Raw genomic sequence first — 22,913 nt, forward strand, 5'->3', positions numbered from 1 at the left:
CCGCCGAGCCGGTTTCCAGCGTGCGGCGATGCGGGCGACGGCGGGAGAGACGTCCTTATCCGGGGACGGGCGGTCCCTGGCTGCGTCCGGCTTCCCGGGGCATGGTGGAGGTGTGGACAGAACCGAACTGGGCGACTTCCTGCGCCACTGCCGTACCCGGCTTGTCCCTGCCGACGTGGGGCTGTCTCAGGGCGCGCGGCGCCGCACCCCCGGACTGCGCCGCGAGGAGGTGGCGCAGCTGGCAGGCATGTCCACCGACCACTACACGCGACTGGAGCAGGCCAGGGGCTCCCGCCCGTCCCGCCGAATGCTCGCCGCCGTCGCCCGCGCGCTGCGGCTGACCGGCGACGAACGGGACCACCTCTTCCATCTGTCCGGCGAGGAGCCCCCACGCAACCGGCCGACCACGGAGCACGTCCGCCCCGGCCTGCTTCTCGTCCTCGACCGGCTGACGGACACTCCCGCCCAGGTGGTGAGCGACCGCGGCGACATCCTCGCGCAGAACGCGATGGCCAAGGCGCTCCGCGGTGACGCGTCCGTTCGCCCCGAGGCGGAGCGCAACGTCGTCTGGCGCTACTTCATGGACCCCTCCGCGCGGGAACTCTTCCCGGCCGAGGACCGTGACCACGCCGCCCGCGCGGCGGTGGCGGATCTGCGCGCCGCATTGGCCCGCCGCCCGGACGACGCGCGGCTGGCAGGGCTCGTACGCCGGCTCCGCGCCCGCAGCGAGGAGTTCTCGGCGCTGTGGGACACCCACCACGTCGCCGTTCGCCGCGCCGACAGCAAACGGTTCCAGCACCCGGTCGTCGGCCTGCTGGAGCTGGACTGCGAGGTGCTGCTGAACCCGGAGCACGACCAGCGGCTGATCGTCTACACCGCCCGGCCCGGCAGCAGGTCCTACGAGCGGCTGGAACTGCTGCGCGTGGCCGGCCTCCAGGATCTGACCCATGGCTGAACCGCTCCGCCGGGTCCGTCAGTGCCCGCGGCGGCGATACGGCGCCGCCGCGGTGCGTGTTTTCGAAGGCGCGGATCGGATGTTCGAAGATCGTTGAGGACGTTGGACGAGGACGAAGTGTTTGACCCTCACGTGGCGTCAGGCCGCATAGTCGGTGGTGTGGAGGAGCACCTGACCGTGGGGCGTGTGGCCGAACTGGCCGGCGTGAGCGTTCGCACACTGCATCACTACGACGAGATCGGCCTCGTACGGCCGTCCGCGCGGACCGCGGCCGGGTACCGGGCCTACTCGGCGGGCGACGTGGAGCGACTGCGGGAGGTGCTCGCCTACCGGCGGCTGGGCTTCGGATTGCGCGAGATCGCGGATCTGGTGGACGACCCGGCCACCGACGCGGTCGCGCACCTGCGCCGGCTGCGCGGCCTGCTGCTGGAACAACGCGACCGCGCCGCTGCCATGGTGACGGCCATAGACAGGGAACTGGAGGCACGGGCAATGGGGATCAGGACGACGCCGGTGGAACAACTGAAGGTGTTCGGAGCGCAGTTGTACGACGCCATCGGGTCCGCCTACCCGGCGACGCGGCGCACCGAGCCGCGGATCGCCGCGAGGGTCTGGGACGCGCTCGGGGACGCGCGGACGGTACTGAACGTCGGGGCCGGCACCGGCTCCTACGAGCCCCCTGACCGTGATGTCACCGCGGTGGAACCGTCGGCGGTCATGCGGGCGCAGCGTCCCGCGGGCGCGGCGCCGTGCGTGGCCGCCGCCGCGGAAAGCCTTCCGTTCGAGGACCAGTCCTTCGACGCCGCGATGGCCTTCAGCACCGTTCATCATTGGCAGGACCCGGTCGCCGGGCTGCGGGAGATGCGGCGCGTGGCCCGCCGCGTGGTGGTGTTCACGTACGACGCCAGTGATAGCGGCCGACGTGAGAGGTTCTGGCTCACCCGCGACTACCTGCCTGAATTCGCCGACCTTCTCGTCGAGTGGCCTTCACTGGCCGACCTGACCAGCGCGATCGGGGGCCGCGCGGAGCCGGTGCTCATCCCGTGGGACTGCGCCGACGGCTTCTTCGAGGCCTTCTGGCGTCGGCCCGAGGCGTATCTGGACGAACAGGTGCGCCGCGCGGTGTCGGTGTGGACCAGAGTCGGGCCGGAGGCCGAGCAGCGGGCGGTGAGCAGTCTTCGCGACGACCTTTCCTCAGGTCGGTGGGCCGAACGCAACCGCGACCTCGTCGCCCTCGACGCGGCAGAGCTCGGTCTCCGCCTGCTCGTAGCCTGAACGGTCGTGCGCGAGAACGATCCAACCCGCACCCACCCCGCGCCCAACTCGCAGCCAACTCGCACCTGACGGTCCTGGCGTGGTGGAGGGGCGCCGCCGGAGTCGGCTTGCTCTCCCTCGCCTCGGCGAGCGAGCCCGCGACGGGCTGGGGCATCTGTCCGCGGATCCGTGAACCGCCCCGGAAGGAGTCCCCGTGCCGATGCCGTCGGACAGCCGTTGGCACCACTACCTGGTCGAGCTTCGGCGCTCCTGTCATGGATCAGCCGGGAAAGCATGCCCGTACCGCGTCCACGGTGGACGTGCCGTCGCACAGCGTCCCGGTGACCGTGGAGACCAACTGGTGCACGGTGTCGTACGACTCCGTCACCATCAGTGAGGGGACAGCGGCGCTGCCGATCTCGCAGATCCGTCCGAGGTCGTTGCGGAGCAAATCCACGATCCTGAGATTCTCCGCGCGCGTCTTGGGATCCATCCGCAAGGAGCGCCGTCAAGGAGCGCCGTCTCTCATCATCGGTTCGCGGGTCCGGGTGGCGGGGCGCTGTTCCTCTGATCGGTTTGGTCTCCACCGCGCGAGCGGCGTCCACCTTGAGGAACCACTCGGGTGTTCGGCGGCAAGACGTTTCCATGCCTCCTGAACGACGGTGCTCGCGATCCTCGGTCTCCTCCTGGGCGGCGTATAGCGTGAGGGGTATTCGTCCCCGCGTAGGGGCAGTCCGGCCGCAGGACTCGCGGCGCGCGTGCGAGATCGTCCGAAATCCCGCTCAGCTCCGAAGGTCTCGGCGCCCGGCCATGGCGGTCGGGATTGACGACGGCCCGTATGTACTCGATCCGGTGACCGCGGCTGTCGATGAGCTCCGCGGATCTACGAGGTACTGGAGCCGGTGGACCGGCTGCCGGCGCGAGTGAACAACCCGTTCGTGGAGCGGCAGATCGCCCGGGAGGACGGCCGGCCGCCCATCTGGGCGGCGGGGACCGAACGCTGCGGGCCCTCGCCGACAAGTACGGGGTGTGGCCGCGATGGCGCGCCCACGGGAGGGGACCCTATGGAACCGGATGACGACGATCTGCTGGTGCGCTCGGCGCGTGATCCCGCGGCCTTCGAGCCGCTGGTCGAGCGCCATGCCCACGCCCTGCACGGCTATCTGGCCCGCCGGGCGCCCGCTGCCGCGGACGACCTGCTGGCGGAGGTATGGCTGCAGGCGTACACCAGCCGTGCCACCTTCGACGCCACCCGTGGCACGGCTCGCACCTGGCTCTTCGGAGTGGCCAGGAATGTGCTGGCCACGCACTGGCGGCGCAGTCCGCCGGAACGGCCGGGGGCGGCTGGTGGCGACGGCCATGCCGTCAGCGATCCGTGGCAGGCGGTGGACGAACGGCTGGACGCCGCCGCGGTCGCGCCCTCGATACGCCGCACGTTGGACCGACTCCCGCACGCGGAGCGCGAATTACTGCTGCTCATCGCGTGGGAGCAGCTCACCCCGACCGAGGCCGCGGCCGTGATCGGTATCCCGGCGGGCACCGCCCGGTCCCGACTGCACCGCGCCCGCGCGCGGCTGCGCCAGGCGCTTGAACCGGCCGCCGTACTTCCCCGGACAGGAGACCTCGCATGACCACGATCACTGACGATGACGCACGCGACCTTGAGCCCGATTTCCTGGACTTTGCCGGCGCCGAGACGTTGTGCGCGGCCGGGCGGGTGGAGCCGGCGGATGGGGCGGCTGTCGACGCTGCTCGGAGGGCCGTACGGGAGGCCGTGGCCGCGGACATGGCCGCGGACACGGCCGTTACGACCGGTGGGCGTGGTCGGCGTCGGCTCCGGTTTGTGGTGTCGGCGGTTGCCGTGGCCGCGGTGGCCGCGGGGATCTTCGTCCTGCCGGTGGCCGGGATGGACGGCGCGCCCCCGGCCGCCGGTGCGAACGCGGCGACCTTCCTGCGGGACGTCGCGGTCACGGCGGCGGAGAAGCCGGCCTCCCATGCCCGGTACTGGAAGGTGCACGCGCGCTACACCTCGGGCACGCGGCCGGGCCACGAGCAGACGACCTGGTACAGCCGCACCTCCGTTACTGTCAGCAACCCCGCGGGCGGGGAGTCGGGAGTCTGCCACGGCGGCCTCTGCACCTTCGACGAACGGCGGGGCGGACAGACCGCCTGGTCGTTCGGGCGCGAACGGGTCACCTGGGACGAACTCGCCGAACTGCCCACCGAACCGCAGGCCTTGAGGACCAGGTTCCTCAGCGGTTCAGCCGATGGCGACCGCGCGCTCTACAACGGCATCGTGAGCCTCCTCGCCACCGCACCGTCGGGACCACACCTGCGCGCGGCCCTCTTCGATGTCCTCGCGGGCATGGACGGCGTACGACTGCTCGGACCGGCGGTGGACAGCGAGGGACGGCACGGCACCGCCGTGGAGTGGCAGGGCCCGGCCGTGCACCACGTACTCGTCGTGGATCCGGCCAGCAGCACCGTGCTGGAGCACAGGGAGCAGGGCGGTGCGATGGGCTGGCGGACGACCACGACGTTCGTGTCGACGGGCCCGACATCGGAACTCGGCTGATCGAACAACGGAGTCGGGAGGATCGCCTGGCTCCGTAACACCACCGGTCGAGGTGATGTCCGCCCGGCAGGCGGACCGCGGGTGATGGCCCCGATACGGGCGTGCGCTGCGACGGGCGCGTGCGGAACGGGCACAGTGCTCTGCAACGGCGTAGACACGCGCCGGTCCGTTTCGGCGAGGATCGCCTCAGCCGACGCCCGCTGAGTACTGTCCCCCGGGAGCCGGGAGCCGGGAGCCGGGAGCCGGGAGCCGGGAGCCGGGAGCCGGGAGCCGGGAGCCGGGAGCCGGGAGCCGGGAGCCGGGCAGCGTGGCGTTGCGCTGCCCGGCATGCCCGGTCATCAGGAGCGTGATCTGTTCGCGGACACGGGACCGGCTCCTCGGTCGGCGGGCCGGCCATCGACAACTACGCCCTGCGCGCACCGCTTTGGCTGGGAGCCGCCATGGCCGTACTCGGCCTCGCCAGTCTCCTGCCCGACCTGATCCGCCGTTCCGCGTCCGCCGACGCACCGGAGACTCACGCCCGCACGGACGAGGCCGCTCAGCCGGCAAGCGACAAGCAGAGGGAAGAGGTCTGACCGCTCACGCCGACCTTCGAGGGCAAGACCGCTCTGATCACCGGAGGCAGCCGGGGGATCGGTGCCGCCATAACCCGTCGGCTGGCGGCCCGAGATGCCCGCTGTCGCCATCACGTACGCCCGTGACAAGGACCTGCCCGACATGAACCCGGCGGGATGGGCCCCGCGCCGACTACCAGCGCTCGCAGAACGTCTTCAACCGTTACGGTACGGCCGACGAAATCGCGCACGTGGTCGCCTATCCTGCCTCCCCCGAGACTGCCTTCGTCACCGGCGCCACGCCGGCGATCGACGGCGGATCCGACAGCTGATTGAAATTCCTTTCAGCCACAGGCGGAGCGGCGCGAAGCCGTCGTTCCGCCGCTCCGCCATTTTTCGGCATGCCCGGAAAGGAATCCCCGCCTGCGGACAGCGCCGCTCTGCGGGGTGTGCCCGCGACACGACTGCCGATCAGTTACGGACGCGTTCGGTACGGCATGAACTGATCAACGAGCTGATCGACGACTGCGCGCCGCGGTCGATCGTCGCGATCCTGGACTGCTGTTTCAGCGGTGTGGCGACGGTCAAGGGAACCGATCCCGCCGGCCAGCTCTCCGGCTGGGGCCGGTTCGTGATGACCAGTTCCAGTCACGCGGGTCTGTCCTCCGACGCTGAGACCGGACGGACAGCCAGTCCCTTCACCCGGTATCTGATCGAGGGCCTGAGGTCCGGCGCGTCAGGGGAGGGCGGTTACGCCACGGTCTACGACGTCTACGCGTATGTGTATGAACAGCTCCGTGCCTCCGGGCAGATTCCCCATATGAAGGCCGAGGGCGGCGCCGGGCGCGTTCCTCTGGCTCGACGGCCGGGGCGGTCGACGCGCGCTGCCGACGGTCCGCGACCGAAGGCGTCAGCACCGTCGCAGGGCGGATACGGCGTCACCGGCGGGATCGAGATACCCCCCCACCTTCACCGATCCCGCCGGCCCCGGGTCAGTGGCTGGCGATCCGCACGGAGGAAGGAGTCATCTGGCCGCGAGGCAAAGCCCAATGACCGACGACCCCGAGCGGATCGTCTCCGATAGCGGATCGCCTTCGACAAGCTGGAGGCCCACATCGCTCCGCAACCCTGGTCCTGGCCGACCGGGAGTGGCGCGGGCCTGGACCGGTGGCACCGCCTGCGCGAGCGGCGTGCTCACCTGCTGGGGAGGACCGAGCGGCGCAAGGCCCGCGGGGTTGACGTCCGTGTTCCATTGGCATGTGGCGTGGTGCCGGGCCCGGCGGCAACGTCTCAATCCGGACTCACCGCTCGTCAGTTGACGCCACACCGGACAAACGGCCGGATTGACCGAAGGGCGCGGTCCGGGTGTTTTTCGCCTCAGCAGCCTCGGCTGCCTCAGCCGCCTCATGAAAGGCGACGATCGCGTCACCGTTGGATCTCGCCCATTCGGTGAGCTTGGTGATGGGCTCCTCAAGGGTGCGCCCGAGCTCGGTCAAGCTGTACTCCACGCGTGGTGGCGCTTCGGCGTACGCGCGCCGCTCGACGAGCCCGTTGTCCTGGAGGCGGCGCAGTGTCTGGGTCAGTACTTTGCGCGAGACGCCTCCGATCAGCTCGACCAGTTCGCCGTGCCGCAGCGGACCGTCGCTCAGCGCGAAGAGCGTGACCACGGCCCATTTGCTGGCAATGATCTCGATGGCCAGGCGGGCGGGGCAGTCGGCGAGGAAGACGGTCCCGGGACGGAGGCTCATGAGCCGAAGGGTACCTTCAGGTACCTGTCGGCTGCCTAACGTCGAAGGCATGCAGCACACCACTCCGAAGGGCGCCGAGGTCGAGCTCGGCGTCTTCTCCCGCACCGACGTAGTCCCCGGTTACGCCGGCTCGCAACGAGTCCGCGAGACCGTGGACATCGGCCGGTCCCGACGGCGCCCTCATGGTCGGCAGCGCCCAGGAGACCACCGAGAAGCTCATGATTCAGAGGGAACTGTCCGGTGCCAACCGGGCCAACCGGTTCATCGGACAGGTCGATCTCGGTGACCTGCCGCACACGAGCGTTCCGGGGTCCCGTTCTGGGGTCCATCGAGAAATTCGCGTCCGACGCGCGCATGCGGGTCTGCAACTCCACCTGACATTTGATCAACTCCCACGCTAAGGAAACAGCCATGTCCGACCCGACCACCTACGTCCTCGTCCACGGCGCCTGGCACGACGGGCAGTCCTGGAGCCGCGTCGCCCCGCTGCTCACCGCACAGGGCCACCGCGTTTTCACACCGTCCCTCACCGGCCACGGGGACAAGGCACACCTGCTCAGCCCCGAGGTCGGGCTCACCACCCACGTCGACGACATCGTCGGCCTCATCCTCGACCACGACCTGAACGGCATCGTCCTCGTCGGACACAGCTATGCGGGAATGGTCATCTCCAGCGTGGCGAACCGGGTCCCCGAGCGCGTCTCGCGCCTGGTGTACATCGACGCCATGGTGCCGACGCACGGCGAGAACGCCATCGATGTCATGCCGCTCACGCAGGTCATGATCGACGGTGCCGCCGGCAGCGCCCAGCCCTGGCGCATTCCGCCGCTGCCGGAGTTCCCCGCGCCGCTCGGCCTGTTCGGCATCACCGACCCCGATGACATCGCCTGGCTCAAGGCCACACTCGCAGATGAGTCGGTCCTCTGCTTCCAGCAGCCGGCCGAGATGGACAACCCAGCGCAGGCGCGGATCCCCCGGGTTCACATCCTCTGCGTCGGCAGCGCGCCCGAGGGTGTCACTCGTCGGCCCATCCCGGAGACCCAGCCGAACGGCGAGCCGTCTCGCGTCTACGAACTGGAGACCGGTCACGACTCCATGATCACCAAGCCGGTGGAGCTGAGCGACCTGCTGCTCGAAAACGCCTGACCCGGGAAGCGGAGCACGACCAGGTCCGAAGGCGGCGGACGGTCACGGGGGCGGGCTCGCAGTCGACGTCTGCTGCGGGGCACGTGCTCGCGATCCGTGTCAGCGCCTCCCGTTCCGGCCTGGTCGACGACGAGCCGCCGGCGCGGCTGGCGGGGAGCGACATTCGAGACGTGCGGTACTCCTCAGGGTTCGTGACCGAGTACCGACACGCCCGGTGCGTTGTCACAGCGAGGTGGTATCTGTGCCACATGAACATCGATCAGGCTGACCCTGCCGAGCTGGCGGCGCTTCGTGCGGCGTTCCGCGTCGATGACGAAGGCGAGTCGGCTCTTGGCTGGGAGGCAGTCCACGCCTTCGAGGCAGAGCACGGAATCGTGCTGCCCGAGCCGTATCGGACCTTCGTCGCTGAGATAACGGACGGTTCGTACTCCGGGCCACCCGAGTACGGCCTGTTGCCGGTGGCGGAGCTGCCCGGCGACTGGGGTGATGACGAGCGGGAACGCGACCTGAGTAGGCCGTTCCCGCTGGCGGCGGCATGGATGTGGGAGGAAGACCCGGACCAGGCCGAGGACGCCGACGAGATCCTTGAGCAGGTCTACCACCACGGCACGATCGTGCTCGGCACCGACGGGTGCGCGATGAACTGGCATCTCGTCGTCGCCGGACCTCACCGAGGGCACGTCTGGCTGATCACTGACGTCGGTGCCGTCCCCTTCGGCGAGCAGTTCGGGTTCACCACCGCTGAGCCTGGTTTTGCCGGCTGGGTCCAGCATTGGGCAGCGAACAAGCCCTGGTATGACGCCGCGTGACCCGCGTGACTCTCTACGGGTGCGGCACAGAAGCGACTTGTCCGGTCCGCCACACGGGGCGCCCCGGCACCCGGACCGCCTCCCGTTACGTAGCCTGGACGGATACTGCGCGGCTGCACCACCGGCTGACCACGCGGTTCGCCAAGGCGATGACCTAGCCGCCGGAGCAGGCAACGTTCGCCCTGTTTCGCTGGGGGCGAGCCAGGCATTTGCCCGGTTCCGGGCGCGCATTAGGCTGCGCCGTGTGAACTACATGGTCAACGATGTGCCCGACGGGCTGAGCCGGATGGCCGCCTCTTTTCTTCACATCAACGGCATCCGCGTAGAGCGGCTGCCCGTGGAACGCTACCGGGCGAAGTGGCTGGACCTGGGCATTCCTGTGGAGGTCATCGACCGGGCGGCGAAGTACGAGGCGTGTTGGGGCGGGCTTGTGCTGCCTCCGGCGCCCCGGTACGAAGGCGGGCCTCGCGTGCTCAGTGTCGACACTCCTGAAGGCTCGGCGGAGGAGGGCTGGTGGTTCACGGCCGGGGACCAGCGCTGTTCCGTCCCGTTCAGCTTCCGGATCGGCCCTGATGGCGAGTTCGGGATCCACGGCGATCGGTGGACCCCGTTGCATGCCAATATCGAGGGGTGGGTCGAGTCTGTGGCTCTTGCCCACCATGCCGGGCTGTGGGCAAGGCAGATCACCAAGGTGTCGGGAGACGCTGTGGAAAGCCTTGATCTCGACGACTTGGAGCCGGTGACATTGGTGGCCGGTATGGCTGACACCTGGTGGCGCGGGCCGAACTCACTGGTAGCGGTCTATCGTGGCGAGGCCGACAACTTCGCCAGACCCGCATTCCTGCGGGCTCATGTCTACGACGGTCTGCCTGAACACGCGTTCTGGTTCGATCGCTGAGGGGTCGCGTCAGGAGGCGTTCGCCCGGTTCGCCACCGTGCGCGGTCGCTCGTAACTCGAACGGGCCCAGTTGCCGGTCTGCAACTGGAGATCGATCAAAGCTCCGGGCATACGGGAGTCCAGGCGGTGGTGGCGCTCACCACCGTCCCGGCGGTCCCCTCACTCCTTGCCCCTATCGCTCCGTCCGCCTCGGCCTTCAGACGCGTGGACCGAGGAACAGGCCACCGCTCGCGTCGATGATCTGGCCGGTGATCCAGCGGGCGGCGTCGGAGGCGAGGAAGGCGACCACGTCGGCGACATCGCCGGGCCCGCCCAGCCGGTCGAGCGCCGTCATCCCGGCGATCCGTTCGGTGAGGCCCGGCACGTCGAAAACGGCTCCGTTGGTCGCCGTCCTGGTGGCACCGGGAGCGACCGCGTTCACCGTGATCCCTCGGGGCCCGAGCTGGTTGGCCAGGGTCCTGCTCATTGTTTCGACCGCGGCCTTCGTCATGGCGAACGCCGTCTGGGCCGGGTTGGCCATCCGGGTCGCCACCGACGAGATCGTGATGATCCGGCCGCCGTCGCGCAGCAGCGGCAGCGCGTGCTCGATGATGAAGTACGGCGCTCGCACGTTCACCGCGAACAGGTGGTCGAAGTCCGCCCGGGTCGTTGCGCCCAGCGGGCCGGTCGGCGAGGCCGCGGCGTTGTTGACGAGGATGTCGAGCGGCCGACCGGCCAAGCCGGCCTCGACACCGGCGAGGAGCGTCTCGACGTCACCGTCCACGCCCAGTTCGGCCCGGACGGCGAGGGCCGTTCCACCGGCGCGTTCTATCCCCTCGACCGTCGCCGCCGCCCCGCTCTCGTCCGTGCCGAAGTGCACGATGACCATGGCCCCTTCGGCCGCGAGCCGGGCCGCGATCGCCTGCCCGATGCCACGCGACGCACCCGTCACGAGAGCCGTCTTGCCGACCGGATCGCTCATGCCGTCCACCCCATCCATGTGTTAGTCGCTAACATCATGGTAGTGTCTACTATATGAGTGAGCGGCGACCAACCCTGCGGGAGCGACAGCGATCCGAGACGCGGCGCGTGATCCAGGCGCACGCGGTGCGGCTGTTCACCGACCGCGGCTACGACGCGGTGACGGTGGCCGATGTCGCCGAGGCCGCCGACGTCTCGGCGATGACCGTGTTCCGGCACTTTCCCACCAAGGAGGACCTCGTCCTCATCGACCAGCCCGCCCGGCTCATAGCCGAGCGGGTCGCCGCATCGCCCGCGTCGCACCCCCTGGTGCGCCGCGTCGGCGGCGCACTCGTCGACGCGGCCACGGTATTGACCGGCCGCGACGGGGACGAACCGGCGGCGAGCGAACGGTTCCTGCTGGACTGCCTGCGGCTCATGGTCTCGACGCCCGCGCTGCGGGCCCGGCACCTGGACAGCCAGTACGCGCTGCAACAGGCCATCGTCGACGCCCTCGGGGACGACGCGGCCGATCCCGACGCCGTGTTCCGCGCCCAGGCGGCGACCGGCGCTTGCCTGGCCGCGATGCACACGGCGCTGACGCGCTGGGCCGAGGACAACGGGCGGACGAAACTGCCCGAACTGATCGCGAGGGCGCTCGCCGCGTCCTTCGGCGAAGACGTCGTCGCCATCGGCCGGAGGGACTGAGGCGGCCGATGCCCGGCGTCAGGACAGATCCGACCCGGCCAGACGACCTTGCGACGAGCAGTGGTCATCGAGCGCTCTGGGCTGGACCGCTGTCACTTATGCCAATCCTGGGGCTCTTCCACCGGTTTCTTACTCAGGAGTGGTTTCGCGGTCTCGTTCGTTTCCCTGGTCGACCAGCAGCACGAGCTTCCCGCGCACGCGACCGTCCTCGCCGACGCGGTGCGCCTGGACGATCTCGGCGAGCGGGAAGGTCTGGGCGGCAGGGAGCGAGAAGCGTCCGGCCTCGACCAGGTCGCCGATCTCGGCGAGTGCGTGGAGCGCGCGGCCGGTGTCCCCTCGGCTGAACACCACCCCGTGCTCCTGCGCGCCGGCGAAGTCGGCGACCGTCAGGACGTGCTGCGGGCCACCGGTGAGCTCGATGAGTTCGGGCAGGACGCCGCTGCCGGCGACGTCGAGCGCGAGGTCGAGACCGCCGGGAGCGAGCGCGCGAACCCGCTCGACGAGGCCCTCACCGTAGGCGACGGGCTCGGCGCCCAGTGAGCGCAGGTATTCGTGGTTCGCGGGACTGGCGGTACCGATCACGCGCCGCGCGCCGCGTACCACGGCGAGTTGAACGGCGGCGCTGCCGACGTTTCCGGAGGCGCCGTTGATGAGCAGCGTGCTTCCGCCGGCGACGCCGAGCTGGTCGAGTGCGCGCGTGGCCGTCTCAATGGCGGTCGGCAGCGCGGCGGCGCCCGGGAAGTCGAGCGACGGCGGGATCGGCGCGTAGGACGACAGCACCGCCAGCTCGGCCTGGGCGGCCCCCTCGTCGGAGAAGCCGAACACGCGGTCGCCGACGGCCACGTCCGTGACGCCCTCGCCGAGCTCGTCGACGATGCCCGCCGCTTCATGGCCCATGGTCTGCGGGAGCTCCTCGTCCATCAGGCCCTCGCGCTTCTTCCAGTCGCTCGGGTTGACGCCGGCCGCGCGCACCGCGATCCGGATCCGGCCGGGACCCGGATGCGGATCGGGGAGATCCACGATCTCCAGAACCTCCGGGCCCCCGAACCGGCTGAAACGGACTGCCTTCATCATTCGCTCCGATCCAAACCGAGGAGGTGTCGTGCTTGCTGCGTGCTCGGGGGACGAGAGCGGGGGCAGCGATGTCGTCGGCGCGGGGCGGCGGCGGGCTCGTTGTTGAGAGCGAGTGTCGTGGGGATCCACTCGGTCGATCCGACGGCCATCACCGGGTGATTCACGTACAGGTCGATACCCGCGATCTGCATCGTGCGACTCCTATGCTATCTGTGACCTCCCCGGAGGATAGGGCCCCGCACCGACAGCGCCATCAGCGCCATCAGCGCCAGAGTTGGAGAACAGGTTCACCGCTACGAGGCGACCACGCTGATCGCAGCCCTCGGCGATGACCGGCAGAGGTCCTTCCGGTCGCTTCCGCCGCGAACAGGGGCCCACCCTGCCCCGTCCGGTGATCAGAGGTTCCAGATCTGAACGGTCTTGTCCATGCTGGAGGTTGCGACCATGGTGCCGTCGGGGCTGAAGGCCGCGTTGTAGACGGTCTTGGGGCGGGTGACCCGCAGCAGGAGCTTGCCGGCGACGGCGTCCCATACGAGTGCCTCGCTGTTGGGGGTGGCCGCGACCATGTCGCCGCGAGGGCCGAACGCTACGGACGTGGAGAGCAAGGGCTGGGGGATGTCGGAGGGAATCTCGACGAGTTTGCTCCCGCTGAAGGAGTCCACGATGTGCAGGCCCAGCTTCGGCGGACTGCCCATGAGGACCGGGATCGCCAGTCTGCGCCCGTCGGGGCTGAAGGACACGTTGCCCTCCGCCGCCCTGGCGTTGTCGAGCGAGATGTCGAGAAGCCCTTCGCCGTCGGCCGCGTCGGTGATCGACACCGTTCCGCGTCCCGAGACCGCCAGCCGCCTGCTGTCCGGGCTGAACGCGACCCCCGTCGGGTTTCTTGACCTGCCGCGGGTCCTGGCGAGGAGCTGTCCCGTGTGCGCGTCCCACAGCCGCGCCCAGCCGCCACCCGCGGTGGCGATCCGATGTCCGTCGGGGCTGAAGACCGTGGCATACGTGCTCGCATCGATCGGGAACCGCTGCAGCTCGTTTCCGGTGGCGACGTCCCAGATCCGCAGCGACTTGTCCCGTTTCCTGGCCGTGGCGAGTCGGGTTCCGTCCGGGTGCACCCCCACGTTGGCCATGGCTATCTCCGTCCAGCCACTGCGGTGGTCGAGCCGGTACCGCTCGCGTCCCCGCAGGTCGGCGACGACGACGGCCCCGCCGTGCAGACCGAGCACGATCCAGTCGCGGCCTGGGCAGAAGGCGACCGAGACGACCGGTTGGTCCACCGTCATGGTCATCCGGTGGCTCGGAGTGAACTCTCCCGACGGCTCACGGTGAGGACCTGTCAGGCGTCGCGTGGTCATCGGCGGAGGGGGCGGGGACTCCGGCGCGGTACGTGTCCGGGCGTCGCCCCGGCCCGGCTGCCCGGTGGGGTCCACCACCGTCGGTGTGGGACCGGACCCGTGAGCGAGCGGCCGCAGTGCCCGGGAGAGGTCGGCGGCCGACGCGTACCGCCGGCCGGGATCCTTCTCCAGGAGAGTCAGCACGACTTCATCCCATATGGGCGGGATTCCTTCCGCGATCGAACTGGGGGCGGGCGGTTCCTGTGTGAGATGGGCCGCGAGGCAGCTCATCGTGTCAGGCGTCCGGAACGGCAACCGGCCGGTGATCATCTCGAAGAGCACACAGCCGAGCGCGTAGAGGTCGCTGCTCTGTTCCGCGTGGCCGCGGGCCTGTTCGGGCGCCATGTACTGGGGCGTGCCCACGATGAAGCCGGTCTGGGTGAGACGGCGGTCTCCCACGGACGGATCGGCCGCCCGCGCGATACCGAAGTCGAGGATTTTCACAGTGCCCGAGGCGGTGACGACGACGTTGGCGGGCTTGATGTCCCGGTGCAGAATCCCGGCCGCGTGCGCCTCGGCGAGCCCGTCGCACATCTCCGCGCCCCACCGCGCTGCGTCCCGCAGGGAGATACGGCGACGGCGCATCACCGCGTCGAGCCCTTCGCCACGGAGCAGTTCCATCACCAGGAACGGCGCCACACCGTCGTCGCTCTCCGTCTCACCGAGATCATGGATCGTCACGATGTTGAGATGCTGGAGGGCGGCGGTGATCCGCGCTTCGCGCAGGAACCTGGCACGCGCCTCGCCGCCCCTGCTCCCGCCCCCGGCCAGCATCGAGATCACCTTGACCGCGACGAGCCGTCCCAGCACCTCGTCCCGCGCCTCCCACACCTCCCCCATGCCGCCTTCGCCCAGTTGCCGGACCAACCGGTACCGGCCGGCGAGTATCTGATCCGGCACAGCGATGCCACCTCCCCCAGGCTGTTGTGATTCAGCAGCGATCATAGGCTCGCGAGGGGGCCGGGGGGAGAGGAGCACGGGACGTCTCGCCCCGGCGCGCGGACGAACCCGTACGGCAAGTCAAAAGCCCTTGCTCGCAACGGAGTTGACCGAGGGCCGGGGCTCTGCCCGACACTGCTCCGAGCGCCACGTCGTACGGTGCGGCCGGGAACTCCGGAGCGCTCTGGCTCGGCCCGGCGCCCCGGGCGAGTGGTTCGAGCAGCAGGTTCAACTCACGAACCGACCTCTCAGTCGTCCAAGAAGGCGTCGATCAAGGCGTTGACCAGCGCCGGCCGGGTGGCGAAGGCGAAGTGGTCGACGCCGGGAAGTTCTGCCAGCCTGGCCCTGGGAAGGGTGGTGCGCAGGTACAGCGAGACCCCGGTGGGCACCTCCTGGCCGATGGTGCTGGTCATCAGGAGGGTCGGCGCGTTGATGTCGGCCATGAGCGACCGGTCGTCGTCCAGGGAGATGTCGTCGAAGAACCCGAGGAGCGTCTCCACGCCCGCGTTGTAGCTCATCTCGCGGAACCAGGTGTCCAGTTCGGCGGCACGGGCGGCGTCGACGTCGGCGAAGACGAGGTCGGGCCGCAGTACGGCGTCGGTGATGCCCTTGATGCCGTTGTCACGTGCGGCGTCGGTGAAGTGGGCGATACCGGTGTCGGTGAAGCCGTACGGCCAGTCGTCACCGCGGCGGAACCGGGGGGAGCCGTTGATGACGACGAGCTTGCCGAGCAGCTGTGGGTGCCGGGCGGCGAAGTGAAGGGTCACGTGTCCGGCCGAGGCGAAGCCCACGACGGTCGGCTTCTCCAGGCGCAGATAGGTGATCAGGGCGGCGAGGTCGGAGGTGTAGAGGGCGGTGACACCGCCGCGCGGTTCAGGGGGGAGCTTGTCGGACGCGCCGTAGCCGCGCAGGTCCAGGAAGACATTGCGGTATCGCGCGTCGAAGTGTGCCCGCTGAGCTTCCCAGGAGCGGGAGTCGAGGGGGAGGCCATGGACCCAGACGATGGTCTGGTCTCCGGTGCCTGTCTCGTAGTAGGCGATCCGGCCGCCGTCCACATCGAGGTGGCGGGCCTGATCGAAGGAAAGGGGAGGCATGGGTGTCGTGTGCTCCAGACGGGGTGGGGGAAGGCGGCGCGGCGGCGATCGGGCTGCCCGCGTGCCTGGGCGGTTCAGGGCAGGCGGGGGTAGAGCACACCGTCCAGGCCGGGCACGATGATCCTGGCCGGGTCGTTGCCGGCGGCGACCAGCTGGCTGACGGCGTAGTCGGTGACGCAGCCGGACAGCAGCTGGCGGGGGTCCTCGAGCACCATGCGCAGACGCGTGGTCATCGACCGCCAGTCGTCCGAACCGTGGATGACGGGCATCTCGCTGATCTCGGTGACCGAGTGGTCGTCCAGATCGGGGACCTCGACCACGCCGTGCGCGTAGCGGGGGAGCCCGGGGAACATCAGCTCCCCGAGTTCGACGGTGGCACGGGTGTTGGACCAGATGCGCCGCAGGGGCTCTTCCAGGGCGATGACCTCCGACAGGTCGCCGTCCAGCGGAGTCGCGAAGGTGGGGGCGTGCGGGGCCATGTAGAGGCGCTCCATGGGAAGGCGGTAGCCCGAGGCGCCGAGGATCATGGTGGCGACGCTGGAGGTGTTCCAGGTGACGCCGGAGGTCGGCCGCCCCTGCTTGCCGGCGATCACCACCATGGCCCGGTCCCAGTCGATGTCGTGCGAGCCGAACCAGCGCAGGATGCGGTGTGAGATGTCCAGGCCGGTGAGGAAGAAGGTGGCGACCATCATCCGGTCGATGGAACCGTGCCCCTCCTTCTCCCCGGCGGCGAGGTACTCGCCGCACAGAGTGGCGGAGCTGAACGCCTCTTCGTCGGCCAGTCCGGCCCGCAGGTAGCGGGCGGTGAGCGCGAAGGTGTGATCGGCCATGTCGGCGATGGACCGCTCACGTCCCCGGTACGCCTCCACCGCGATGGTGTCGCGCCACAGGGCGGCGCTGTTGGCCCGGCGGCTGCGTTCCACCTCGTTGAGGAGCCGCTCCGCCTCCGTGCGCCAGGCGGGGGAGTGGTACTTCTCGCGCAACTGGACCAGCGTGGCGACCGCGGGGCCGAGGTGGGAGATGCCGGCCAGTTCCTTGAAGCCGCGGGTGGAGAAGCGGAAGCCTTCGACGGTGGGCGGCTTTCCGTTGCCCGGGTAGAGCGCGAAGTCGGCGCCGGTGGCGACGACGAGGGGGGCGTCGGCCTGGTCCTGGGCCGCGGTGGCGGTCAGGCGGGAGCCGATGCTGTGGGGGCCGGCCGTGTAGGTGGTGAACAGGTCGATGAGCTCGGGGCTTTCGTAGGGGGCCATGGTGCTCTTTCCCGTGGTGCGGTGGGGGTGTGAGGAGGTCAGCGGGTGAAGCGGTACAGGACGGTGCGGCCGGCGAAGCGGATGTCCGCGGTCAGGCTGTTGCACACGGCCAGCAGCAGGTCGTGCTCTTGCGGGATCACCGCCACGTCCGTCGCGCCGGTCGTGGCGAACGTCTCGACGAGAGTCAGCTCGTTGTTGTGCCACTGGTAGACGGCCGAGTTGAGCGCGGTCGTCGGGTCGGCCGGAGTACCCAGGACGAAGTTGACGCGCACGACGTACACCGTGCCGTCCTGTCCGTGCACTACGGCGAACTCCCGGGCGCCGGGGCCCGGCAGTGTCTGGTGGACGACGAACTTCCTGCCGTCCCAGCGCAGGACCTGCGACAGGCTCTGGAGCCGGGCGACGAGCAAGTACGTGGTGCCGTCGGCGGTGAAGTCGGCGAAGGCCCGGCCGTGACGGTCGGCGAGCTCCTGGTAGGGCTCGAACCGCTCGCCGTTCCAGCGCAGGAGGACCGACGGCCGCACATGGTCGGCGTACGCCAGGAAGTGGTTGCCGTCGAGTGTGAAGGCGTGCCAGTTGTAACCCCACAGGGAGTCGACGTCCTGGAGATGGACGAAGCGCTCGCCGTCCCAGGTGTAGATCTGTGAGGGCCGGTTGTCGGCCTCGTGACCGGGGACGACGACACCCTGGGCCAGGGCGAGGAAGTGCCGCTCCCCGATGGCGAAGTGCTTCCACTGCTTGGCGGCGAAGCCGCGGAAGGACTGGAACGGCCCGAAGGTCTCGCCGTCCCATTCCAGGACGCGGGAGTCGGTCGTGTATGCGTAGGGGCCCTTGCCGTGGCGGATGCTCGCCACGGCAAGGAACGCCCGCTCGCCGATGCGGAAGAACTCCGCGTCCTCACCGCCGGGTGCGGGGATGCGCTGGAAGGGTTCGTACTCCTTGTCGCCTCGGCGCATCAGGAGCAGGTCGGTGTCGCTGTCACCGCCGTTCATGTCGATCCTGCCGCCGGGCACGTCGTACGCCAGCTGGGGGATTGCCAGCAGGCGCATGCCGTCGAGTTCGAACGGCTCCACGGCCCTGGCCCCCGAGGTGGGGATCGACTGGATCTCCGTCAGGTGGGTGAGTGGGGTGAACTTCATGAGGGGTCCTCCTGGGGGAGGTGCTGATCGGATCGGTCGGATTCACTCGTCGTGCGCGCGCCCGTGGAGGATGCCGTGTGCGGCGAGCCGGGTGAGCGTCCGCACGTGCACCTCGTCGTCGGCGTGGTCCGGGAGGGACGGCAGCGTCGTACGGCAGTAGTGCTCCAGCATGCAGACCAGGGCGCGCGCTGCCAGGACGCATTCCTTGTCCGAGGCTTCCACGCTCCATGCCTCCGCCAGATGGGCGGCCCATGTGGCCACATGGCGCTCGTGCAGCCGTGTCCAGTACGACGAGAACTCGACGCTCATGAGCGACGCCTCGTAGATGCCGGTCATCTGGCCCTGGAAGGTCCGGTAGATGTCCCAGTACGCGCGCACGTGTTCCGCCACGTCGTGCTCGTCGCGCATCGTGTGCCGTTCCCCGAGGCCGCTGCTCACCCGGTCGCGCAGGGCGCCGGCGAAGTCCTCGGCGACGGAGCGCATGAGGTCGTCCTTGTCGGTGAAGTACCGGTAGAACACACCGGCCGACTTGCCGGCCTCAGCCGTGATGTCGGTGATCTTCGTGGCCGGATAGCCCTGGCGGGCGATCACTCGAAGGGCCGCCGCCTTCAGTTCCTCGGCGGAACGTCGTCCTCGCGCTGTCCACTCAGTCACCGCGTCCCCGCTTTCGTTAGTGAATCTGAATTCATCTTCATCATTGTGACTGGACGTGTCAAGTCGCCTGTGGGGGTCCGAGTGGCGAGGGGGCTGGATCTCACGGTGATGGTGGGCGACGCTCAGGGATCGAAGGTCGTCCGCATGAGATTCCGCTTGGCTTCCACTCATATTTTTGACGTATCTCTAAGGTGGAGGCATGACAGACCAACACCGGGAGATCACCAAGGCGGTCCACCCCCACGCGGGCCCGGCCGACAGGAGGCTCTCGCTCACCGACCAGGTCTGCGAGCAGCTCAGGGAGGACATCTTGGAGGCCCGGTGCCGGCCCGGGGACGTGCTGATGGAGCCCGAGCTGGCGGAGCGCTACGGCGTCTCCAAGACGCCTGTGCGAGAAGCGCTGCGCCTGCTCGCACAGGACGACTGGGTCACGGTCATACCCCGCAAGGGATACCTGGTCCGCCCCGTTCACCTGGCCGACATCCGTGAGATCTTCGAGATCCGCCGGCTGATCGAGCCGGACCTGGCGGCGCTGGCGGCGACACGGTGCTCGGAGGCGGCGCTGGAGCGGTTGTCCGGCCTGTGCGTCGAGCAGTCGGACGCGGGCGAGGAGGTCGCGTCCGCGCTGAGGGTCGCCCGCGCGTTCCATCTCGAACTTGCCGCGCTCGCGGGCAACCGGCGCGTGCTTGTGGTGCTGGCTCGGCAGCTGGACGAGGTCCGCCGACTGCACCACCTCATGCCCAGGGCCGAACCCCACATCACGTCGACGATCGAACTGGACGCGCATCGCGATCTGCTGGATGCCCTCCGCCGAGGCGACGCGGACGAGGCGCGGCGGCTTATGGCGGAGCACCTCGCGGAAGTGGCCACCGCGATGGTCGAGGCGTTCGCCGGGCGCTGACCGAAGCCGGGCGGACGCAGTCCGGCCACGTGCTGGTCGTAGGGGGCCGTCCGGAGGTCCATGAAATATATCTGTAAGACACTATTGACATCTCATTAATACTCTACGATCTTTCTGGCATGCAGAAAGACGGAGCCGTCCCCGCGTCGCATACCTCAGGGGGGTCACACAACGGCACCGCGTTACGAGCCTCCGGCCCCGGCATCTCTCTGGCCCGTGCAGGTAAGGAGCAGAAGTGAGCGCGTTGCCCGTAGTCGGCTTCGTCGGAGCCGGCGTCATGGGGCTTCCGATGGCCCAGCGCCTCCAGGCCGCGGGCCACCACGTCGTCGTCCACGCCCGCACTCCCGCGAAGGTGGCGGCTCTGGTCGAAGCAGGAGCCGAACGCGCGGAAACCCCTGCTCACGTCGCGATCCGAAGCGACCTGATCATCGGCTGTCTGCTGGACGAGAAAGCGGTCCGGGACGTCTACCTCGGACCGGATGGAATCACCGACGGACTCAGAGCGGGACATCTGCTCGTCGAGCACGGAACATTCGCCCCCAGGGTGGCCCGCGATCTCGCCGCGGTCGCGGCCGGGAAGGGCGCCGGTTTTGTCGACGCGCCCGTGACCGGAGGTCCGCGGCGCGCGCGTGCGGGAGAGCTGACCTGCATGACCGGCGGACGGCGCGAGCATGTCGAGGCCGCGCGGGGGCTGCTGGCGGCCTACTGCCGGGACATCGTGCACGTCGGACCGGCCGGAGCGGGACTTGAGTTGAAGCTCGTCAACCAACTGCTGGTCAGCGTCCACGTCGCGGCGGCCGCCGAGGCAGCGGCCCTGATCAACCGGCTCGAACTCCCGGCGGACATCGCCAAGAACGTCCTGATGTCGGGGTGGGCGGCCAGTGCCATGCTGGACTACTGCCTTCCCGCGGCCCTGACCCCCGGTGCCACCCCCACCGGCGCCACCATCGGCGGCCTGTCCGCCGTCCAGGACGCGGTCGCTGAGCTCTCCTCGGACCAGGAACTCACCCTGCGCGTCTTCCCGGCCGCCCGTGACGCCTTCACCCGCCTGACGGCCGACGGCTCGGGCACCCGGGACATCGCCCAGCTCGCACGGATATATGACCGCGAATACGCCGTACCAGCACCGGCACCGGCCCGGACGGCGGAGGGACACTGATGTCGCAGAACGACACGAAAAAGGGAAACGGCGACGTCTTCTCCTCGCCGGACCGTGACGGATTCATCCACCGCGCCTTCATGCGAGGAGCCGGACACAGTGCCACCGCGATCCGGCGCAGGCCCGTCATCGGCATCTGCAACTCCTTCAGCGAGCTCAACCCCTGCAACGCGGGCCTGCGCGACCTGGCCCAGTCGGTCAAGCAGGGCGTCATCGCCGCCGGCGGATTCCCCCTGGAGTTCCCCACCATCTCGCTGGCCGAGCCGTTCATCCGCCCCAGCACCCTCTACCTGCGCAACCTCATGGCCATCGACGTGGAGGAGATGATCACCTCCTCGCCGATCGACGCGGTCGTACTGCTCGGCGGCTGCGACAAGACCGTGCCCGCCCAGCTCATGGGAGCCATCAGCGCGGGCAAACCCGCCGTGCTCCTCACCGCAGGCCCCCGCGCCACGGGTCGCCTGCACGGCGAACCCCTGACCATTGACGACCTGTGGACCCTCTCCGACCGCCGCCGCGCCGGCGACCTGGACGACGCCGAATGGGAGGCCGTCGAGGGCGGCATCGTGCCCGGCGTGGGCACCTGCAACGTCCTCGGCACCGCCGTCACCATGGCCATGATCGCCGAAACTCTCGGCATGTCCCTGCCCGGCTCCAGCCTGCTGCCCGCGACCAGCGGCGCCCGCGCCGCCCTCGCCGAGGAAACCGGACGCCGGGTCGTCGAACTGGCACGCGGCGGGCGAACCCCCACCGACTTCGTCACTCCCGCGGCACTGGAGAACGCCTTCCGCGTGCTGTGCGCCATCAGCGGCTCCACCAACGCAGTCATCCACCTGGAAGCCATCGCCGGCAGGATCGGCCACCGCATCGGCACGCGCTCCATGGACGAATGGAGCCGCGCCACACCCGTCCTGGCACAGGTACGCCCCTCCGGACCCCATCTGCTGGAGGACCTGGAAGAGGCCGGCGGCCTGCCCGCCGTACTCAAGGAACTCCAGCCCCTGCTGCACACCGACGCGCTCGCCGGCACCGGGGAGACCTGGGCCCGGGTCCTCGACCGGGTGACGCGACAGGAACACCCCGCCCTGCGCTCCGCGAAGGACCCGGTCTTCGCCTCCGGCGGACTCGCCCTGCTGCACGGCACCCTCGCCCCCGCCGGCGCCGTCCTCAAACGCTCCGCCGCCGACCCCCGCCTGTGGCGGCACCGCGGACCGGCCGTCGTCTTCGACGGAGTGGCCGACCTCAATGCCCGCATCGACGACCCCGCTCTCGGCATCACCGAGGACACCGTCCTCGTCCTGCGCGGAGCCGGCCCCGTCGGCGGCCCCGGCATGCCCGAGGTCGGACAGCTCCCCATCCCCAGAAAACTTCTGCACCAGGGCGTCACCGACATGGTGCGCGTCTCCGACGCCCGCATGAGCGGCACCGCCACCGGCACCGTCGTCCTGCACGTCGCGCCCGAAGCAGCCGAAGGCGGACCTCTCGCCCTCGTCCGCGACGGTGATCCCATCGTCCTCGACGCCGGCGACGGCCGCCTCGACCTCGATGTGGACCCCGCCGAACTGAGCCGCCGCACCCCCGCGGCCGCCGCGCCCGCCCCTCGACGCGGCTACGCCGCCCTGTACCGGCGTCACATCACCCAGGCCCCCGAGGGCTGCGACTTCGACTTCCTCACCGCCACGGCCGAGCCGTCCGTGGATTCCTTGCCCGCCGACCGTTTCTGACCTGA

General features: G+C 69.7%; 22 protein-coding genes and 1 pseudogene. 13 read left to right on the forward strand and 10 right to left on the reverse strand.

Features of this window, described 5'->3' with window-relative positions; translation table 11 throughout:
* Positions 1 to 112: 112 nt before the first annotated feature.
* Complete coding sequence (locus ACWGDX_RS00295) at positions 113 to 955, forward strand: helix-turn-helix transcriptional regulator (protein WP_453620671.1); 843 nt, start codon at positions 113 to 115, stop codon at positions 953 to 955.
* A gap of 186 nt (positions 956 to 1,141) precedes the next feature.
* On the forward strand, positions 1,142 to 2,230 hold the full coding sequence (locus tag ACWGDX_RS00300) for a MerR family transcriptional regulator (protein ID WP_453621000.1): 1,089 nt from the start codon (positions 1,142 to 1,144) through the stop codon (positions 2,228 to 2,230).
* Between the two features lie 259 nt (positions 2,231 to 2,489).
* Here ACWGDX_RS00300 and ACWGDX_RS00305 read toward each other — a convergent pair whose 3' ends face one another.
* Positions 2,490 to 2,702, reverse strand: a complete 213-nt coding sequence (locus tag ACWGDX_RS00305) for a chorismate-binding protein (RefSeq protein ID WP_453620673.1) — start codon at positions 2,700 to 2,702, stop codon at positions 2,490 to 2,492.
* A gap of 571 nt (positions 2,703 to 3,273) precedes the next feature.
* Between ACWGDX_RS00305 and ACWGDX_RS00310 the strand changes: the two genes are divergently transcribed.
* From ACWGDX_RS00310 to ACWGDX_RS00325, 4 genes and pseudogenes are all read left to right on the forward strand, one after another.
* Complete coding sequence (locus tag ACWGDX_RS00310; RefSeq protein WP_453620675.1) at positions 3,274 to 3,840, forward strand: sigma-70 family RNA polymerase sigma factor; 567 nt, start codon at positions 3,274 to 3,276, stop codon at positions 3,838 to 3,840.
* Positions 3,837 to 4,784, forward strand: coding sequence for a CU044_5270 family protein (locus ACWGDX_RS00315; protein WP_453620677.1), 948 nt, complete (start codon positions 3,837 to 3,839; stop codon positions 4,782 to 4,784). The genes ACWGDX_RS00310 and ACWGDX_RS00315 overlap by 4 nt, the downstream gene beginning before the upstream one ends.
* A gap of 440 nt (positions 4,785 to 5,224) precedes the next feature.
* Complete coding sequence (locus ACWGDX_RS00320; RefSeq protein WP_453620679.1) at positions 5,225 to 5,359, forward strand: hypothetical protein; 135 nt, start codon at positions 5,225 to 5,227, stop codon at positions 5,357 to 5,359.
* Positions 5,360 to 5,541: 182 nt separating this feature from the next.
* A pseudogene (locus ACWGDX_RS00325) lies at positions 5,542 to 5,670 on the forward strand (SDR family oxidoreductase); the annotation flags it as partial.
* A gap of 969 nt (positions 5,671 to 6,639) precedes the next feature.
* Here ACWGDX_RS00325 and ACWGDX_RS00330 read toward each other — a convergent pair.
* The gene (locus ACWGDX_RS00330; protein ID WP_453620681.1) at positions 6,640 to 7,086 is read right to left on the reverse strand and encodes a winged helix-turn-helix transcriptional regulator; all 447 of its coding nucleotides are present in this window, start codon (positions 7,084 to 7,086) and stop codon (positions 6,640 to 6,642) included.
* A gap of 16 nt (positions 7,087 to 7,102) precedes the next feature.
* Complete coding sequence (locus ACWGDX_RS00335; protein WP_453620683.1) at positions 7,103 to 7,306, reverse strand: hypothetical protein; 204 nt, start codon at positions 7,304 to 7,306, stop codon at positions 7,103 to 7,105.
* A gap of 191 nt (positions 7,307 to 7,497) precedes the next feature.
* Here ACWGDX_RS00335 and ACWGDX_RS00340 point away from each other — a divergent pair, with 191 nt between their 5' ends.
* The 3 genes from ACWGDX_RS00340 (at position 7,498) to ACWGDX_RS00350 (ending at position 9,939) form a co-directional block, all read left to right on the forward strand.
* Positions 7,498 to 8,232, forward strand: coding sequence for an alpha/beta fold hydrolase (locus ACWGDX_RS00340; protein WP_453620685.1), 735 nt, complete (start codon positions 7,498 to 7,500; stop codon positions 8,230 to 8,232).
* A gap of 248 nt (positions 8,233 to 8,480) precedes the next feature.
* Positions 8,481 to 9,041, forward strand: a complete 561-nt coding sequence (locus ACWGDX_RS00345; RefSeq protein ID WP_453620687.1) for an SMI1/KNR4 family protein — start codon at positions 8,481 to 8,483, stop codon at positions 9,039 to 9,041.
* A 253-nt stretch (positions 9,042 to 9,294) separates the two neighbouring features.
* The gene (locus ACWGDX_RS00350; protein ID WP_453621002.1) at positions 9,295 to 9,939 is read left to right on the forward strand and encodes a hypothetical protein; all 645 of its coding nucleotides are present in this window, start codon (positions 9,295 to 9,297) and stop codon (positions 9,937 to 9,939) included.
* Positions 9,940 to 10,135: 196 nt separating this feature from the next.
* Here ACWGDX_RS00350 and ACWGDX_RS00355 read toward each other — a convergent pair whose 3' ends face one another.
* Entirely contained in the window at positions 10,136 to 10,900 is a 765-nt protein-coding gene (locus tag ACWGDX_RS00355) for an SDR family NAD(P)-dependent oxidoreductase (protein ID WP_453620689.1), read from the reverse strand.
* Positions 10,901 to 10,953: 53 nt separating this feature from the next.
* Here ACWGDX_RS00355 and ACWGDX_RS00360 point away from each other — a divergent pair, with 53 nt between their 5' ends.
* The gene (locus ACWGDX_RS00360; RefSeq protein ID WP_453620691.1) at positions 10,954 to 11,586 is read left to right on the forward strand and encodes a TetR/AcrR family transcriptional regulator; all 633 of its coding nucleotides are present in this window, start codon (positions 10,954 to 10,956) and stop codon (positions 11,584 to 11,586) included.
* A 129-nt stretch (positions 11,587 to 11,715) separates the two neighbouring features.
* Here ACWGDX_RS00360 and ACWGDX_RS00365 read toward each other — a convergent pair whose 3' ends face one another.
* From ACWGDX_RS00365 to ACWGDX_RS00390, 6 genes are all read right to left on the reverse strand, one after another.
* Positions 11,716 to 12,657 (reverse strand): NADP-dependent oxidoreductase, encoded by a 942-nt coding sequence (locus tag ACWGDX_RS00365; RefSeq protein WP_453621004.1) that lies wholly within the window; start codon positions 12,655 to 12,657, stop codon positions 11,716 to 11,718.
* 398 nt (positions 12,658 to 13,055) lie between these two features.
* Positions 13,056 to 14,951, reverse strand: coding sequence for a WD40 repeat domain-containing serine/threonine protein kinase (locus tag ACWGDX_RS00370; RefSeq protein WP_453620693.1), 1,896 nt, complete (start codon positions 14,949 to 14,951; stop codon positions 13,056 to 13,058).
* Positions 14,952 to 15,238: 287 nt separating this feature from the next.
* Positions 15,239 to 16,084 carry an alpha/beta fold hydrolase gene (locus ACWGDX_RS00375; RefSeq protein WP_453620695.1) on the reverse strand — a complete coding sequence of 282 codons (846 nt, stop codon included), beginning with the start codon at positions 16,082 to 16,084 and terminating at the stop codon, positions 15,239 to 15,241.
* 74 nt (positions 16,085 to 16,158) lie between these two features.
* Positions 16,159 to 17,331, reverse strand: coding sequence for a DUF5624 domain-containing protein (locus tag ACWGDX_RS00380; protein WP_453620697.1), 1,173 nt, complete (start codon positions 17,329 to 17,331; stop codon positions 16,159 to 16,161).
* Between the two features lie 38 nt (positions 17,332 to 17,369).
* Positions 17,370 to 18,470 (reverse strand): hypothetical protein, encoded by a 1,101-nt coding sequence (locus ACWGDX_RS00385; RefSeq protein ID WP_453620699.1) that lies wholly within the window; start codon positions 18,468 to 18,470, stop codon positions 17,370 to 17,372.
* Between the two features lie 42 nt (positions 18,471 to 18,512).
* Positions 18,513 to 19,124: a TetR/AcrR family transcriptional regulator gene (locus tag ACWGDX_RS00390; RefSeq protein ID WP_453620701.1), complete on the reverse strand. Its 612-nt coding sequence runs from the start codon at positions 19,122 to 19,124 to the stop codon at positions 18,513 to 18,515.
* Positions 19,125 to 19,323: 199 nt separating this feature from the next.
* On the opposite strand from ACWGDX_RS00390, the gene ACWGDX_RS00395 reads away from it, so the two are divergent.
* The 3 genes from ACWGDX_RS00395 (at position 19,324) to ACWGDX_RS00405 (ending at position 22,908) form a co-directional block, all read left to right on the forward strand.
* Positions 19,324 to 20,025 (forward strand): GntR family transcriptional regulator, encoded by a 702-nt coding sequence (locus ACWGDX_RS00395; protein ID WP_453620703.1) that lies wholly within the window; start codon positions 19,324 to 19,326, stop codon positions 20,023 to 20,025.
* A gap of 235 nt (positions 20,026 to 20,260) precedes the next feature.
* Entirely contained in the window at positions 20,261 to 21,184 is a 924-nt protein-coding gene (locus ACWGDX_RS00400; RefSeq protein ID WP_453620705.1) for an NAD(P)-dependent oxidoreductase, read from the forward strand.
* The gene (locus tag ACWGDX_RS00405; RefSeq protein ID WP_453620707.1) at positions 21,184 to 22,908 is read left to right on the forward strand and encodes a dihydroxy-acid dehydratase; all 1,725 of its coding nucleotides are present in this window, start codon (positions 21,184 to 21,186) and stop codon (positions 22,906 to 22,908) included. The genes ACWGDX_RS00400 and ACWGDX_RS00405 overlap by 1 nt, the downstream gene beginning before the upstream one ends.
* Positions 22,909 to 22,913: the final 5 nt, after the last annotated feature.

This window comes from Streptomyces sp. NPDC055025, from assembly GCF_053608565.1.

Bases quoted from the DNA above. Each gene is read 5' to 3' on its own strand.
- ACWGDX_RS00350 (WP_453621002.1), top strand. From the start codon at position 9,295: ATGGTCAACGATGTGCCCGACGGGCTGAGCCGGATGGCCGCCTCTTTT.
- ACWGDX_RS00365 (WP_453621004.1), bottom strand. From the start codon at position 12,657: ATGAAGGCAGTCCGTTTCAGCCGGTTCGGGGGCCCGGAGGTTCTGGAG.
- ACWGDX_RS00310 (WP_453620675.1), top strand. From the start codon at position 3,274: ATGGAACCGGATGACGACGATCTGCTGGTGCGCTCGGCGCGTGATCCC.
- ACWGDX_RS00320 (WP_453620679.1), top strand. From the start codon at position 5,225: ATGGCCGTACTCGGCCTCGCCAGTCTCCTGCCCGACCTGATCCGCCGT.
- ACWGDX_RS00335 (WP_453620683.1), bottom strand. From the start codon at position 7,306: ATGAGCTTCTCGGTGGTCTCCTGGGCGCTGCCGACCATGAGGGCGCCG.
- ACWGDX_RS00345 (WP_453620687.1), top strand. From the start codon at position 8,481: ATGAACATCGATCAGGCTGACCCTGCCGAGCTGGCGGCGCTTCGTGCG.
- ACWGDX_RS00375 (WP_453620695.1), bottom strand. From the start codon at position 16,084: ATGCCTCCCCTTTCCTTCGATCAGGCCCGCCACCTCGATGTGGACGGC.
- ACWGDX_RS00405 (WP_453620707.1), top strand. From the start codon at position 21,184: ATGTCGCAGAACGACACGAAAAAGGGAAACGGCGACGTCTTCTCCTCG.
- ACWGDX_RS00305 (WP_453620673.1), bottom strand. From the start codon at position 2,702: ATGGATCCCAAGACGCGCGCGGAGAATCTCAGGATCGTGGATTTGCTC.
- ACWGDX_RS00355 (WP_453620689.1), bottom strand. From the start codon at position 10,900: ATGAGCGATCCGGTCGGCAAGACGGCTCTCGTGACGGGTGCGTCGCGT.
- ACWGDX_RS00340 (WP_453620685.1), top strand. From the start codon at position 7,498: ATGTCCGACCCGACCACCTACGTCCTCGTCCACGGCGCCTGGCACGAC.
- ACWGDX_RS00315 (WP_453620677.1), top strand. From the start codon at position 3,837: ATGACCACGATCACTGACGATGACGCACGCGACCTTGAGCCCGATTTC.
- ACWGDX_RS00360 (WP_453620691.1), top strand. From the start codon at position 10,954: ATGAGTGAGCGGCGACCAACCCTGCGGGAGCGACAGCGATCCGAGACG.
- ACWGDX_RS00395 (WP_453620703.1), top strand. From the start codon at position 19,324: ATGACAGACCAACACCGGGAGATCACCAAGGCGGTCCACCCCCACGCG.
- ACWGDX_RS00380 (WP_453620697.1), bottom strand. From the start codon at position 17,331: ATGGCCCCCTACGAAAGCCCCGAGCTCATCGACCTGTTCACCACCTAC.
- ACWGDX_RS00385 (WP_453620699.1), bottom strand. From the start codon at position 18,470: ATGAAGTTCACCCCACTCACCCACCTGACGGAGATCCAGTCGATCCCC.
- ACWGDX_RS00330 (WP_453620681.1), bottom strand. From the start codon at position 7,086: ATGAGCCTCCGTCCCGGGACCGTCTTCCTCGCCGACTGCCCCGCCCGC.